Annotated in this window: 12 protein-coding genes; 6 read left to right on the top strand and 6 right to left on the bottom strand. The window is 54.4% G+C overall.

Going from position 1 to position 14,170, the window contains the following annotated elements; genetic code table 11:
- Window positions 1-14 precede the first annotated feature (14 nt).
- From PRZ01_RS13290 to PRZ01_RS13280, 3 genes are read left to right on the top strand one after another with little or no spacing between them, the layout of a single operon-like run.
- Window positions 15-1,244: a glycosyltransferase family 4 protein gene (locus PRZ01_RS13290; protein WP_276598313.1), complete on the top strand. Its 1,230-nt coding sequence runs from the start codon at window positions 15-17 to the stop codon at window positions 1,242-1,244.
- On the top strand, window positions 1,237-2,511 hold the full coding sequence (locus tag PRZ01_RS13285; protein ID WP_273597283.1) for a putative O-glycosylation ligase, exosortase A system-associated: 1,275 nt from the start codon (window positions 1,237-1,239) through the stop codon (window positions 2,509-2,511). Before PRZ01_RS13290 ends, PRZ01_RS13285 begins: the two co-directional genes overlap by 8 nt.
- 43 nt (window positions 2,512-2,554) lie before the next feature.
- Window positions 2,555-3,496, top strand: coding sequence for a polysaccharide deacetylase family protein (locus PRZ01_RS13280; protein ID WP_273597282.1), 942 nt, complete (start codon window positions 2,555-2,557; stop codon window positions 3,494-3,496).
- A gap of 30 nt (window positions 3,497-3,526) precedes the next feature.
- Here the strand turns inward: PRZ01_RS13280 and PRZ01_RS13275 are convergent, their stop codons facing one another.
- Window positions 3,527-5,194 carry an asparagine synthetase B family protein gene (locus tag PRZ01_RS13275; RefSeq protein WP_273597281.1) on the bottom strand — a complete coding sequence of 556 codons (1,668 nt, stop codon included), beginning with the start codon at window positions 5,192-5,194 and terminating at the stop codon, window positions 3,527-3,529.
- Window positions 5,195-5,387: 193 nt separating this feature from the next.
- Here PRZ01_RS13275 and PRZ01_RS13270 point away from each other — a divergent pair, with 193 nt between their 5' ends.
- The 3 genes from PRZ01_RS13270 to PRZ01_RS13260 are packed head-to-tail and all read left to right on the top strand — an operon-like array spanning window position 5,388 to window position 9,211.
- Complete coding sequence (locus PRZ01_RS13270; protein ID WP_273597280.1) at window positions 5,388-6,629, top strand: glycosyltransferase; 1,242 nt, start codon at window positions 5,388-5,390, stop codon at window positions 6,627-6,629.
- Between the two features lie 53 nt (window positions 6,630-6,682).
- Window positions 6,683-8,095, top strand: a complete 1,413-nt coding sequence (locus tag PRZ01_RS13265; protein ID WP_273597279.1) for a lipopolysaccharide biosynthesis protein — start codon at window positions 6,683-6,685, stop codon at window positions 8,093-8,095.
- A gap of 39 nt (window positions 8,096-8,134) precedes the next feature.
- A complete protein-coding gene (locus PRZ01_RS13260) occupies window positions 8,135-9,211 on the top strand; it encodes a hypothetical protein (RefSeq protein ID WP_273597278.1) in 1,077 nt (358 codons plus the stop codon).
- A gap of 19 nt (window positions 9,212-9,230) precedes the next feature.
- On the opposite strand, the gene PRZ01_RS13255 is transcribed toward PRZ01_RS13260, so the two are convergent.
- Genes PRZ01_RS13255 through PRZ01_RS13235 form a run of 5 tightly spaced genes read right to left on the bottom strand, consistent with a single transcriptional unit; the run spans window position 9,231 to window position 14,156 of the window.
- Window positions 9,231-9,872 (bottom strand): class I SAM-dependent methyltransferase, encoded by a 642-nt coding sequence (locus PRZ01_RS13255; RefSeq protein ID WP_273597277.1) that lies wholly within the window; start codon window positions 9,870-9,872, stop codon window positions 9,231-9,233.
- A gap of 35 nt (window positions 9,873-9,907) precedes the next feature.
- Window positions 9,908-10,756: a 3-deoxy-8-phosphooctulonate synthase gene (gene kdsA / locus PRZ01_RS13250; RefSeq protein WP_273597276.1), complete on the bottom strand. Its 849-nt coding sequence runs from the start codon at window positions 10,754-10,756 to the stop codon at window positions 9,908-9,910.
- 18 nt (window positions 10,757-10,774) lie between these two features.
- Window positions 10,775-12,091, bottom strand: a complete 1,317-nt coding sequence (locus tag PRZ01_RS13245; protein WP_273597275.1) for a 3-deoxy-D-manno-octulosonic acid transferase — start codon at window positions 12,089-12,091, stop codon at window positions 10,775-10,777.
- 58 nt (window positions 12,092-12,149) lie between these two features.
- Window positions 12,150-13,067 carry a glycosyltransferase family 2 protein gene (locus PRZ01_RS13240; RefSeq protein WP_273597274.1) on the bottom strand — a complete coding sequence of 306 codons (918 nt, stop codon included), beginning with the start codon at window positions 13,065-13,067 and terminating at the stop codon, window positions 12,150-12,152.
- A 6-nt stretch (window positions 13,068-13,073) separates the two neighbouring features.
- Window positions 13,074-14,156, bottom strand: coding sequence for a GNAT family N-acetyltransferase (locus PRZ01_RS13235; RefSeq protein WP_273597273.1), 1,083 nt, complete (start codon window positions 14,154-14,156; stop codon window positions 13,074-13,076).
- Between the last annotated feature and the right edge of the window lie 14 nt (window positions 14,157-14,170).

The raw sequence follows: 14,170 nt of genomic DNA, 5'->3' as shown, positions 1-14,170 counted from the left end.
GCCAGCCCCGAAAACTGCGAGTCTTGACCTTCTCCACGCTCTATCCCAGTAGCGTGAGGCCAGGGCATGGCATCTTTGTTGAAACCCGCCTGCGTGAATTGATCAGCAGCGGCCAGGTCGAGTCGCGTGTTGTTGCGCCTGTGCCTTGGTTTGCGTCTACTGATGAGCGATTTGGTGAATACGCCCTGATGGCACGCACGCCTGCCAGCGAACACCGCAACGGTATTGACGTAGTGCATCCGCGTTATGTGCTTTTACCCAAGGTGGGCATGAGCCTGGCGCCGCTGGGCATGTATCTGGGCGCTCGCGCGGCGGTGCAGAAATTGCTGGATGACGGGTTCGACTTCGATGTCATCGATGCCCACTACTACTACCCTGACGGGGTAGCTGCGGCGCTGCTGGCTAGGCATTTCAAAAAGCCGTTGACCATCACCGCACGAGGCACCGATCTGAATTTGATCCCGGCCTACACCTTGCCCCGCAAGATGATTCAATGGGCGGCCCGCAAAGCTCAGGCTTCCATCGGCGTGTGCTCCGCCTTGATGGATGTGTTGCGGCAATGGCAAGTTCCGGAGGATCGTTTGCATGTGATGCGCAACGGTGTCGATCTGCAACGCTTTCACCCCGTGCCTCAGGCGCAGGCGCGTGAGTCGCTGGGCTTGCAAGGTGCACCGTTGCTGATGTCAGTGGGGTATCTGATTGAACGCAAGGGTCATCATCTGGCCATCGAGGCGTTGGCGCATCTGTTACCGCGTTTTCCGCAGGCACGGCTGGTGATTGTGGGGGAGGGGCCGGAGCGTCAAAACCTGCAGGCCTTGGCCGAAAAATTGGGCGTGGCCGCTCACCTGAGCATGCCCGGTGCCCAACCCAATACCGAGCTCTACCGTTGGTACAGCGCGGCAGATATCTTCATTCTCGCCTCCAGCCGTGAAGGCTGGGCCAATGTGCTGTTGGAGTCCATGGCCTGCGGTACACCGGTGGTGGCCACCGACATCTGGGGCACGCCCGAGGTGGTGTCCGACCCGGTGGCGGGGCGGCTTGTCAAGGAACGCAGTGGTCTGGCTTTTGCACGTGAATTGACCCATCTGCTGGCCGCCATGCCCGATCGAGCGCTGGTGCGGCGCTTTGCCGAAGGCTTCAGCTGGGAGGCCACAACGCAAGCCCAACTTCAGCTGTTTGGCCGTTTGAGTGCCTCCACGCAAGCAAATGCTCAGGCGCAGCACCCGGGAGCCGTTGATGCGTGACGTGATACTTGCCGCTGTGCTGCTGTGGCTGATGATCAAGGCCATGCGTCAGCCCTGGATCGGCATCATGGGCTGGACCTGGGTCAGCGTCATGAACCCCCACTCCTTCAGTTGGGCTCTGCATACGCTGCCTGTGGCGGCGGCCATGGCCGGGTCGACTTTTATTGGCATCCTTGCCAGCAAAGAAAAGCTCAACTACTTTGCCACCAGCGAAACCACAGTGCTGATGCTATTCATGCTGTGGATGTGCATCACGCTGCCGTTCTCTTTCTTTTTCGACAAAAGTTTTGACCTATGGGTACGGGTGATGAAGATTGACTTCATGATCCTCGTGGCCTTGGCCGTACTCTACAGTCGGCGGCACATCATGGCCCTGACCTGGGTTTTGGCAGGGTCGCTAGGCTTCTATGGCGTCAAGGGAGGGATATTCACCCTGGCAACAGGGGGAAGCTATCGCGTCTGGGGGCCATCCGGCAGCTATATCGATGGCAACAATGAGGTTGCGCTGGCTCTGGTGATGACTATTCCCTTGATTCGATTCCTGCAATTGAATACGCCCGGCAAATGGATGCATCGGGGCTTGTCGGCTGCGATGTTGCTGTGTGCTGCATCCGCCCTGGGCAGCCAATCTCGCGGCGCTTTGGTCGCCATTGCCGCCATGGCGTTGTTGATGTGGTGGCGTGGAAATAAGAAATTTCAAATGGGTCTGATTTTTGTCGTGCTGGGCGTAGCGTTGATCACCTTCATGCCTGACACATGGACCGAGCGCATGTCTACCATCAAAACCTACGACCAAGACAGTTCAGCCGGTGGCCGAATCAACGCTTGGTGGATGGCATTCAATCTGGCCACGCACAATTTCTTTGGTGGCGGTTTCATGGTCAGCACAAGCTCATTGTTTGCCCTCTATGCGCCTGATCCTTTGGATGTGCATGCCGCCCATAGCATCTACTTCATGGTGCTGGGTGAACATGGCTTTGTTGGACTATTCTTGTTTTTGCTGCTGTGGTTTTTCGTTTGGCGCTCAGCCGGGCGCCTGTATCGCGACGGGCGCAAAAAACCTGAGACGCAATGGATGTCTGACTTGGGCGCCATGTGCCAGGTGAGTCTTGTTGGCTACTTGGTCGGCGGCGCCTTCTTGAGCCTGTCTTATTACGACTTGCCGTACAACATCTTGATTTTGGTCGTGCTGACTTGTCGCTTGATGGATGGCAAGGTCAAAGACACTGCACCTGCGACGCCAGCGCTCACCGCCTCTTTGGCCTGAATCCGCGCTCGCGTATTTCAAACCACACCTTTCTTTTCAGCCCATGGATTTAATGCGCTTGGGGTTTTCTGTGCTGTCGGCCACCCAGGCCAGAGGGCATCTGACGATTCTGATTTTTCACAGAGTCTTGCCGCGACCGGATGAAATTTTTCCCGATGAAGTTCATGCTCAGCGTTTCGAGCAGATCTGCGCTTGGTTGAAATGCTGGTTTCAAGTGCTGCCCCTGGACGAGGCCGGCCGCTTGCTGGCAGAGGGCCGCCTGCCTTCGCGCGCTTGTTGCATCACCTTTGATGACGGCTACGCTGACAACCACGAGGTTGCGCTGCCTATTTTGCAAAAGCAGGGCCTGTGCGCCACATTCTTCATTGCCACCGGCTTTTTGAATGGTGGCCGCATGTGGAATGACACGGTGATTGAATCCATCCGTCACTGCCGCCAGCAGCATTTGGATTTTGGCAACTTCGGCAGCTATGGGCTCAGCGGCCCCGCTGAGCGCCGTGGGGCCATTGAAGCCATTATTGGCAAGATCAAATACCTTCCCGTTGAGCAGCGTTTGGCGATCACAGAAGAACTGTTGGCACGCTGTGGTGTTCAACTCGATGCGCGCCTGATGATGGCGCCGGACGGTGTACGGCTCTTGCGCGACGCAGGCATGCAAATCGGCGCCCACACGGTGTCACACCCCATTCTCGCAAGCACCCCGCCCGATGCCGCACGAGAAGAAATCCTCAGCAGCAAACGCTTTCTGGAAGACTTGCTGAGCCAGGACTGCACCTTGTTTGCCTATCCCAATGGCAAACCCGGCCGAGACTACCTGCCCGAACACGTCACCATGGTGCGTGAGTTGGGTTTCAAAACTGCAGTTTCAACGGCCTGGGGCGCATCTGGCGTTGGCGCCGATCCCTTGCAATTACAACGTTTCACGCCCTGGGATCGGACTAAAACCGCGTTCGGCTTGCGTCTGATGCGCAACTTGTTGGCTTGACGCGGGCGGCAAACCGCCACTGCATCTGCCTCAAATTTTGTACCCGGGCACATGCTGCTGCAGCCATTGCTCCAGCATCATCAAAATCCACACCATCTCGCCGTAATAGCCTGGGTGCTCGGCCAGGCGCTGGTCCAGCAACTGCCGAACGAAGTGCTTGTTGACCAAGCCGCGTGAAACCAAACTCTCCAGCGACGCTGCGGCCAAAGCCTTCAATTCGGGATGCCGCGTGGCCCAAACGCCAAAGGGCAGCCCGAAGCCCTGCTTTTTCTTGGTGATGATTTCGTCCGGCAGAAATCCCCGCAAGGCCTCCTTGAAAAACCAACGCAGCTTGAAACCCTTGAGCTTGTAGTCAGGCGGCAGTTTCAGGGCAATTGCCAACATGCGGTCGTCCAGCATAGGGAAGCCCACGCTCAGGCCAGCCAGGGCCGTGGTACCGCGCACCTTGGGCAGATCCGCCTCCGCCAGTGTGTAGCGCCAGTCAAAGGCCAACATGCGGTCTACCAGGTTTGTCGCCTTGGGCTCGGCCCAGATTTGGGTCTGTTGAGCCTGCGGCCCAGACTGGTTAACCGACTTCAAAAACTCGGCGGACAGCACTTCCGCCACCCCGAGGCGCTCTAACAGGTTGTAGGTCTGCAAGCGATCGGGCATGGGCACCTTGGCCTGGCGTACATAGCTGGAGGCCTTGCGCAGCAGCGGCGTGGCCTCTGCCACGCGGTTCATCAGCAGCGGCTCCAAGGCGGCACTGCGTACTGCGGGCGGAATCCCATCATAGAAGCCGAAAACACGCTGCTTTGCGTACCGCGTATTGCCACCAAACAATTCATCACCACCGTCGCCGGCCAATATCTTGCTGACACCATCTTGGTGGGCCATTTGTGCACAGTAATAGGCGGGCAGAGCGGATGAATTACCGAAAGGCTGATCGTAATACCCAGCCACCCGCGGAATGCTCTGCACCAAGTCTTGGGGTGTCACATAGTATTCATGATGCTCAGTTTGGAAATGCTTGGCGGCCAGCCTTGCGTATTCCATCTCGTCATAACCTTCAGCCTCGAAACCGATGGAATAACTGGCTGCTTTTTGACCACTAACACGCCCAATCATGCCTGCAATGGTTGAACTGTCGGTTCCGCCGCTCAAAAAACAGGCCGGCTTGCTGCCGTCGAGCTGCGATTGAACCGAGTCTGCCAGGGTCTGCAAGAACTCAGACTTCAGCGTTGCAAAATTGGGCGTACTGACGGCCTGAAAATTTGGAACCCAGAAGGGCTTAACCGTTAACCGGCCTTGAGAAAAAATCGCAAAATGCCCGGGCGGTAGACGAAACACGTCCTTGAAAATCGTGCGGGGCGAAGGAATAACGTGAAAATATAGGTAGTCGTAAATCGCTTGGGGGTCAATTTCTGCGCCGTCGGCCAACTCATCGGCACGGCTTGCAAAACGAAGCTCATCGTCCACCACGCGATAGCACAAAGTCTCGATCGAAAACCTGTCTACCGCCAGAATCGTCACCCCATTGTCCAGATCCAAGCCGATGGCGAAGGAGCCCTGTACACCCACCAGAGCCTGAGCGGGCGCGCCCGCGGCGAGGGCTTGGCGCCATGCGGCCTCGGTGCCTCGCTCACCCTGTAATTGTGTCAGTGGTGCGGCGCTGAATCGTGGGCTGCCGGTCAACAAGATGCGGGGGAGAGCGGTCATTTGCTGTTCTTTATCAAAAAATTCAGGCAGTCGCACGGTCAGGATGTGATCTGAAAGGCTCGGCGAATATAACCGATGCAAGAAGTCACTAATTCCGTAGCAAGAGCCCTGTTTGCGGTCTATTGCAAGTGAGTGGGCCGAGTATCATTGAGCCTCAAATTTGCGAGGAGTCCGATTGAGTCGTCGAGTGCTTATGATTGCCTACCATTTCCCCCCTCTGGCGGGAAGCAGCGGCATTCAGCGTACCCTGCGGTTTGCGCAGCAACTGCCTGAGCTCGGTTGGCAGCCTTTGGTCCTCAGCGCCAACCCGCGAGCGTACCCCAGCACCAGTGACGACTTGCTCGCCGAGATCCCCCCAGACTTGGTGGTTCGCCGTGCGTTTGCACTGGATACGGCACGGCAACTCTCAGTTTTTGGCCATTACCCGGGTTTTCTGGCTCGGCCTGACCGGTGGGTGAGTTGGCGCCGCGACGCCGTACGGCAAGGCCTGCAGATGATTGAGCGATATCGCCCTGACGTCATCTGGTCCACCTTTCCGATTGCAACGGCACACCTGATTGGTGCGGAACTACAACGCAAATCTGGCTTGCCGTGGGTGGCCGACTTTCGGGATCCTATGGCGCAAGAAGGGTATCCCAAAGATCCCAAAATTTGGGCTTCGTATCGACACGTTGAGCAACTCGTGTTCGACCAAGCTCACCACTGCACCTTCACCACGCCGGGCGCGGTCGAATATTACCGGCAGCGATTTCCGCACCGTGCCTCACATATTTCCTTGCTGGAAAACGGGTACGACGAACCAAGTTTCTTGGCCGCTGAAAAAGACAGGCATGCTTTGCAAGGCGAACTGGGTAGTTCAAGCCCTAAGGTACTGTTGCACAGCGGCATTGTCTACCCCTCAGAACGTGACCCGAGTTGCCTCTTTGCTGCGCTGGCAAACGTCGCTAGGGAGGGGCGACTAAGCCCTTCAGACCTGCGCTTGCGATTCCGTGGCTCCGCACATGACGAGTTGGTACGCCAGATGGCGACGGTTGCAGGAGTCGGCGAGTTCGTTGAGTTGCTACCCCCTTTGCCTTATCAGGCCGCCTTGGCAGAAATGATGTCGGTGGACGGTTTGTTCATTCTGCAAGCCAGCAATTGCAACGATCAGATACCGGCAAAAATCTACGAATACTTCCGTGCCGGTCGCCCAGTATTTGGCTTAACAGATCCTCGCGGCGATACGGCCGCCACCTTGCGTGCGGCAGGTTTGCAAGAAATTGTGGCCTTGGATTCTATTGATGCTATTGCCTCAGCCTTGCCCCGTTGGCTGGATCAACTTCGCACGGGCACGGCCTCCTTGCCAGAGGCAGCAAAGGTTAGAGCGGCCTCAAGACATATGCGCTCAAAGAGTTTGGCGGCACTGCTTGAGCAAGCCTGTCAGGGCAACAACTGAAGAAACACGCCCGAGACGGCCGAAGTTCAAAATACATGACAACTCGGAACTCCTTGTTCTTCTCCTTTCTGGACCGATACGCCAGTCTGCTGATCACCGTCGGTTCATCCATGGTGCTCGCTCGCCTTTTAACCCCGGCTGAAATTGGTGTCTTCTCCGTCACCATGGTCTTGCTGATTTTTGTGAACACGGTGAGGGACCTCAACGCGGGTCAATATCTGGTTCAAGAAAAAAATCTGACCGTCGACCACATTCGCTCAGTTTGGGCCTTGCAACTGGGCTTGGGCCTGGGTTTGGCCCTGCTCGTCTTGTTGGCGGCTTATCCCGTTGCGTGGTTCTACAAAGAGCCGCGCATGCGCGACATCATGATCGTGGTCGCCTTCAACTACGCGGTCAATCCGTTTGGATCGCTGACCAATGCATGGTTGGTGCGAGAAATGCGTTTCCAAAGTCTTGCCGTCATGCGATTCATTTCAAGCTTGATCGGCGCGGCCATTTCGATTGGTTTGGCTTGGCAAGGTTGGGGGCCTATCAGCCTGGCTTTGGGTTCGTTGGCGACTACCTTGGTTAATGCTGTATTGGCAACTTTTTATCGCCCGCGGTCATTTCCATGGTTGCCAGGCACTACTCACATTCGCAGCATTCTTGGATTTGGCAGCAAAGTCACCGGCAGTTCCTTTATATCCAATTTAGCTAGTAATTCACCCGAATTGCTGCTGGGTAAGTTGCAGGATTTGACCGCCGTGGGGCATTTTTCTCGCGCCAATGGTTTGGTTCAAATGTTTTACCGTTTGTTTTCTGATGCGGTAGGTACTGTTTGCATGCCTTGGTTCGCCAAGCAGTCGCGTGAAGGCGGGAGTTTGTCCGACCCCTTTCTTAAGGCCACCTCGTATATGACCGTTTTGGGGTGGCCTTTCTGTGTTGGGTTGGCTTGTCTGGCTTACCCGGTGACAGAACTGCTCTATGGCGACCAATGGCGCGACTCGGTAGGCATGACACGAATTTTGGCCTTGGCCACGGCGTTCAGCGTACCTGCCGTTCTATGCCGCACAGCCTTGTTGTCAAGCGGTCATGTCGATCGGGTAATGCGTGTGACCGTGCAGAGCGCCGTCCCCACAACCTTGTTGGTATTGGCCGGAGCGCATTTCGGCCTGATTTATGTGGGATGGGCGCTGGTTTTGGCCGCAATTCTGAGCACCGGTTTGTGGTTGCAAGCCGTGCATGCCCTGCTGGAGTTTCGACTCCATGCACTCATGTCCAGCAGTTGGGTCAGTCTTAAGGTAAGCGCTCTTACAGCTATCGGCCCATTTGCCGTGTATGCGTACTTTGGCGAGGCACCTGCTCATATATTGCCACCGCTTGTCTTGGGTATTTCAACCGGTATCGTTGGATTTCTTGGCGGAGTCGTATGCTTCAAGCATCCCTTACGAGAAGAGTTGGGTGCTGCGTTGGCGCGTAGGCAGTAATTATTATTTTTTGGAGCTTTTCTTCGAGGTTTTTCTGCAATGAAAATTGTTTTCCTACCTCACTCCAATAATCCGGTTTATGCCGGCGTGCGGCTGCGCTGCCTACTCCCTGTTGCTGCATTGCGCAAGGCTGGGTATCAGTGCCATATCGGTGAAAAGGCGGAATATCTGCAGTCGGCAGATGTTTTGGTGGTGCAAGCTAAATGGCTGCTGGATTCAAAGAGTTCTGCTGAATTTGAAGGCAAACTGCAGCAACTTCGCGCCGCAAAGCAACATGGCACACGCCTATTTCTTGATAGTTTTGACAACTATTTTTTAAATAGTAGCGGCAACCCTTCTCGTGCAGAGCGTTTGCAAGCCTATCGAGCTAACCTGACCCTGTTTGACTGTTTTGTTGTGTCGTCGCCTGGCTTGGTTCCGTATTTGCGAGAAGAAGTGGGGCCGATTGCTGCCATTAAGGTGGTGGGTGACCCCCTGGAAGGACCCGGGGCGAATAAATTTTACGAGCCAGTTTGGATTCGGTGGAGTCCCCGGAGATGGCTTGGTTATTTTCAATGCAGAAGATTACTAACCCGCCTGCGCCGCCAACGCAAGACTGAGCGACAGCTATTATGGTTTGGAAATCATGGTTCAGCCTATGCGGAAGGCGGCATGGCTGAGTTGGCAACGATCTTGCCATTATTGGAGGAAAGTAGCCTGAATCAGGCCCTTCGACTTACTGTGATCAGTAATTCGGTGGAAAAATTTAATGAAATAACAAAAGATTGCCGATTTCCCTGTGAATATTTTGAATGGGATCGGTTGTCGTTTTCAGTTATTTTGCGTGAATATGACCTTGTATTATTGCCGGCGCGCATTAATTCTTTTACAACAGGCAAAAGCAACAACCGGCTACTGCTGCCGCTATCTATGGGTGTGCCAGTAATGGCCAGCGGTTTGCCTGACTATCTGCCTTGGCGAGAATATTGCTCGATTGACGAATGGAACTATTTTTTTGAAATTTTGAAAGACCTGGAACCATTGCGAAAACGAGCAAAGTGCAAAGCAGGGGAGTTAAGGGAGCGTTTTTCTGTCGAGGCTATTGGACTTGAATGGGCGGCCGCCCTTCGGCCATAATTGACTATGTGAGTGCATTTCACTGTATTTTTTTGGCGACAACGACAAACTGCTTCCAGCGCATATCTTCAATATGTTGTTGAAATAGAAATCGTAATAAATAGATTTTCCAGCCTGACCACCAGTGTGAATTGATGCCCTCGATGCGTTCTATTTTAAAACCGCATTGAATGATGGTCCGTTGCATACTTAGTTTTGTAAAAAAACGAAGGTGCGTACGATCCAGTACCCCAGCATCAACATAACGCCAGTCTTTTTCAATTAGGAGTTCTTTGATATTCTCTATGTACCGAATGTTGGGTAGAGATACGATCAAATTGCCATTGGGTTTGAGTTTTTTCCATGCCACTTTGAGTGCAGTAATTTCGTCAGGCATATGCTCCAAGCTGTCGTTGAAGGTAATGCTGTCAAAATACTCATCTGGCAGCGGCGTATTCTCATCAAAATAGCCGTGTATAACTTTGCTTAGCCGCTGACTGGCTTCAGTACATGGGCCAAGCGTTGGCTCGACCCCCCAGACTTCTTTGGCAAGGCCTTCGCGCAACAGACTTTCGCCGAAGCGCCCGGCGGCGCAACCTACATCCAAATGCCTGTCTACCAAAGTTGGGAAAAGCGCAAAAACTTCGGGCCGGGCACTTGAATAGTATTTGCGCTTATCCATAGTATTTCAGCTTGTCCGAAAATTTGGCAGGGCTACTATTTGATGTTCAACATCGGAAACCCCTTGACCAAATCATCCAGCGCCTTGAGTTGGCTGAGGAAAGGCTCCAATTGGTCCAGCGGCAGGGCGCTCGGGCCGTCGCATTTGGCTTGATCGGGGTTGGGGTGAGCCTCCAGGAAGAGGCCCGCCAAGCCGACAGCCAACCCAGCGCGGGCCAAGTCGGCCACTTGTTGTCGGCGTCCGCCTGAAGCGGCGCCGCCTGGGTCGCGTTGTTGCAGAGCGTGGGTGACGTCAAAGATTATGGGGAGGTTTTGGCTGGTCTTTTTCATGACGCCAAAGCCCAGCATGTCGACCACAAGATTGTCGTAACCGAAGCAAGTACCGCGCTCGCAAAGAATCAACTGCTCGTTGCCTGCTTCTTTGAATTTCTCGACGATGTTTTGTACTTGTGAGGGGCTCAAAAACTGCGGCTTCTTGATGTTGATAACTCGGCCTGTTTTTGCCAGCGCCATGACAAGGTCTGTCTGCCGGGCCAAGAAGGCGGGCAACTGCAACACGTCAACCACTTCTGCCACAGCCTCAGCTTGCCAGGGTTCATGCACATCGGTGATCAAGGGTACGCCAAACTCCGCTTTAACCGCCTCAAAAATCTTCAAGCCTTCATCCAAACCGGGGCCGCGATAGGAGTGAATGGACGATCGGTTGGCCTTGTCAAAACTGGCTTTGAACACATACGGAATGCCTAGCTTTTGGGTCACTCGCACGTATTCGGCACAGGCTTGCAGTGCAAGGTCTTTGGATTCAAGAACATTGATGCCGCCGAAGAGAACGAAGGGGCTTTGGTTGGAGACGTCAATGGTCTGATTGATCTTGATGGTGGTCATGGTGGTGTCCAAAATAACTTAGGGCGCGGCGCCCATAGGGAGCAGTTTCGAGAGCAAGTCGAGGTGGCGTTGAACCGCGCCCCTCGCTGAGGCAAGGCTCAAGTTTGCCTCTGATACTCGGTGGGTTCGTTGCTGAGGATCGCTGATCAATTGGTTCCATATAGCCGCCAATTGCTCAACCTCAGCCAGTTCAACGATCGCGCCAGCCTTGCTCATCATTTGATAAACAGGATAAGACGGGTAGGTGGGGTTCCAGCCTGAGCACACGGTGACCGGCGTGCCAAAGCCCAAGGGCTCCAGCACATTGTGATCGACGCCCACATGGGCGGCGGTTGCGCAGGCGTAGAAATCTCGCAGTTCTCCGATGGTGTCGAGCACGAGGCAGTCCAAGTCCTTGTCCAGCGCCGAATCGGTGAATGTTGATCTGAACACTGCGCGCAAATTGCGGCTGCTGAGGTATTCACGCAATGTCTGCATGCGCTCAAGCACCTCAGGGTGTCGTGGTGCCAGTATCAAGAGGGCTGATGGGTGCCGCGCCTTCACCTGTATAAATGCGTCCAGCACCAAAGTCTGTTCATCGAAATTGGTCACGCACCCCGTGACGATGACTGGGCGCCCCTGATCGATCAAGCATTGCAGCATGACAGGGCTGCGCGCGTTGGCCGCAGACCACCCCTGCCTGAGCATGCCGTCAAACTTGATATTGCCGGTCACGGCCACGCGATCAGGTTCGGCGCCAGCATTTAAAAGCAATTGGCGAACTTCTTCAGTCTGCGCGGCTATTGCATCAAACCCGCGAAGGTAGTCGCGCTGCAGCAGTTGGCGCTCCAGTTTATCCATGCGGCTGGGCGGCGCGTAGTGATAGAGCCAGCCATTGAGCAAGGCTGCTTTCGCCCCCGCTTTTTTTGCGGCCATCATGAAAGCGAAAGAAAATCGGCAGGGCGCGTCCGATGGCCAGCAGGGGATCTCCCCCACAAATAGCCATTGGGGTGGGTAGTGTTTGGCGAGTTGGTTCGCGTCTGACGCATGCCCGCGGCTGACACAAATCGTGGCCTCCGGGTACCGAGCAAGGTAACTTGTCTGGTAGTGGGCGTGGTCGGTGATCAGCACCAGTTTGAGTGCTGGTAGTCTCTGAAGAATTTGCCTCAGCAGCGGTTCAATCGCGTTGAGTTCACCAATGGTCGACACGAACACCCAAAGCGACTTTTGTGGCGTAGGCGGAATTGGCAGCGCCAAGTGCCCTGAAGCGCTGTTGCCGCGCAAATCGCTGAGCAACTCCAGGCTTCTGAACAGCCACCATTTCAGATGGGTGCGCAGAGGCAGCGGGGTCGACATGGGCTGCGCAATCATTGGGGCGTAACTTGGGTGGCGTGGGGTGCGTGCAAAGGCACGTTCAAAATGAGCGCCGAATGCGCTGGCGAATGGACTTCAACAGTGTCAGTAAAGTAGAGAACCGCTGCGGACTATGCCGAAGCAGTTGCCCGAACGATCGCAGGCCCAGCGCGAAGTCACCATGGGCCAGATGACCATCGGCAAAGTGCCGCAGTCCCAGATATTGCCGCTGGGCCAAGGCCACGGCATCAACGGGGCCGCCGTTGGGACAAGTCATGCCGTATTGCTGCAGGAGTCGGGTCCGCATGGCCTCAGTGCTGTTCAATGGGGAGGGTCGTTTCGACAAGGACCCTTGGTGCTGTCGGTACAGCACCAAACGGTCGCTCAGTTTCGCGAAACGGAATGCCCTTGATGCCCGCACAAAATACTCCCAATCGTCAGTTTGGTGATTTTCGCAGAGAAAGGGTCCCAGCGCATCCCAAACTGATCGGCGAAACACGATGGTAGACGGCAGGGCGAAATGCGTCAAAATCATCTTCGGATAGATCCATCCCGTCAGACTAGCCTCAATTTTTTCACTCGTTTCCTGACTTGAAAAGTCAGGAATGGGGCTGCCATGCCAAATCTGAAATTCTGTGAAGCAGACACCAATTTCTGGCTGACTGTCCAGTAGTGTTACTTGCAACTTCAACTTGTCAGGGTGCCATACGTCGTCGGCATCAAGCAGTGCAATGTATTGTCCAGTCGCAGCCGCAATGCCAGCATTGCGGCTTGCAGACATACCCCGATTGGACTGGCGAATGACACAAACCCGGTTATCAACAAAGGACTGCGCCACCTGGGCGGTTTCATCCTTCGAACCATCATCAACCACAATCAATTCAAGATCGTGGAATGACGAATTCAATACACTCGCCATGGTTTCGCCCAGGTAGCGGGCTGCATTAAAGGCCGGGATAATTACAGATACTTTGGGCACGTCAATTCAGTCTGCTGTGGCGGTGGCGGTCTTGTCGGATTCTACGGATTGGGCTGCTTTGTTGGAGATGATCTTGGTACGCAATTTGGAGCGCAAAGAAAGTAGTTGTGGAATCAATTGATTTCTATAAATATTTGCATGAAACAACTCACGCTCTTTATCAGTCCAGCGCGTGTGCCACTCCATCACCTTTCCATAAAACTCAATTTTTTTGTACTGCTTTGCTTCAAAAAGACTTTCAAACTCTGTTTGGCGCATCAGTGTCGATGGTGACACAGCCTTGTACTGTTCATCGTAAGTTGTTTTTAGTATGACAATTGTTTCTTCATCAGTAATGCAAAGATCCATTGCAACGACTTTATCGCCAAACCAGTAGCGGTATATTTTACATCGACCTTGGCGTGCAAAATTTTCCAGCATTTGACGGTAAAAAATACCTTGATCGTTATCGGGGTGAATCGCTGTGCCGTTTTCTGTTTTCCAGCCGGCGCTTTCAAGTTGACCATATTGGGCAATGGCTTGCGCAACATGATCAACATCCGTCAGGCATTCCAGGCGAGGCTCGATGCCTTCTGCGCTCAATTTGTTGCGTTGCTTGCGGGTGTTTTGCCGGAGGTTCTTGCCACGCGATTCCCAGTAGGTATCAAAGCCTTCATTGATGTCGACCCATGCTGTTTTGATGTAGGGAATGGTTTGGATTTTCCCTTCTGGCGACGGTCTTGATTCGAACAAGGGGTCCAGTTGGGTGAGGCCCAGTCCAAGGCTCAATCCGGGAAGCTGGCGCCACAACTCGCCAAATGCACTTTGCAATTCAACAGTGCCATCAGTCAAAAATGCCCCAAGCGGCAGTTGTGAGGGCTGAAAGGTTTGCCACATGCCCTTGCCTTGGCGGCACAGAATGCAGGCGATATTGGTTTGCCCATGTGATTCAAAAAAGCAGACCAAGGCGTCGTCTGGCGCGAATGCTGCTAGAGCAGGTAGCAGGAACAGCGATTCCAAAAATGGGCGGCCTGCTCGGGCACGGGCGAGGCTATCCCATTGGGCAGTAACGCTGAGAAAGTTTTTGATGGGATGAATGCGCCAGCTCATTTTTCGTCTGCCAG

Source organism: Roseateles koreensis, assembly GCF_028595305.1.
In the GTDB taxonomy this organism is placed as follows: domain Bacteria; phylum Pseudomonadota; class Gammaproteobacteria; order Burkholderiales; family Burkholderiaceae_C; genus Paucibacter_A; species Paucibacter_A koreensis.
Note: the sequence above shows the minus strand (reverse complement) of the source record. Positions and strands in the feature narration are given on the sequence as shown.

Bases quoted from the DNA above. Each gene is read 5' to 3' on its own strand.
- PRZ01_RS13285 (WP_273597283.1), top strand. From the start codon at position 1,237: ATGCGTGACGTGATACTTGCCGCTGTGCTGCTGTGGCTGATGATCAAG.
- PRZ01_RS13280 (WP_273597282.1), top strand. From the start codon at position 2,555: ATGGATTTAATGCGCTTGGGGTTTTCTGTGCTGTCGGCCACCCAGGCC.
- PRZ01_RS13275 (WP_273597281.1), bottom strand. From the start codon at position 5,194: ATGACCGCTCTCCCCCGCATCTTGTTGACCGGCAGCCCACGATTCAGC.
- PRZ01_RS13270 (WP_273597280.1), top strand. From the start codon at position 5,388: ATGATTGCCTACCATTTCCCCCCTCTGGCGGGAAGCAGCGGCATTCAG.
- PRZ01_RS13260 (WP_273597278.1), top strand. From the start codon at position 8,135: ATGAAAATTGTTTTCCTACCTCACTCCAATAATCCGGTTTATGCCGGC.
- PRZ01_RS13255 (WP_273597277.1), bottom strand. From the start codon at position 9,872: ATGGATAAGCGCAAATACTATTCAAGTGCCCGGCCCGAAGTTTTTGCG.
- kdsA (WP_273597276.1), bottom strand. From the start codon at position 10,756: ATGACCACCATCAAGATCAATCAGACCATTGACGTCTCCAACCAAAGC.
- PRZ01_RS13245 (WP_273597275.1), bottom strand. From the start codon at position 12,091: ATGTCGACCCCGCTGCCTCTGCGCACCCATCTGAAATGGTGGCTGTTC.
- PRZ01_RS13235 (WP_273597273.1), bottom strand. From the start codon at position 14,156: ATGAGCTGGCGCATTCATCCCATCAAAAACTTTCTCAGCGTTACTGCC.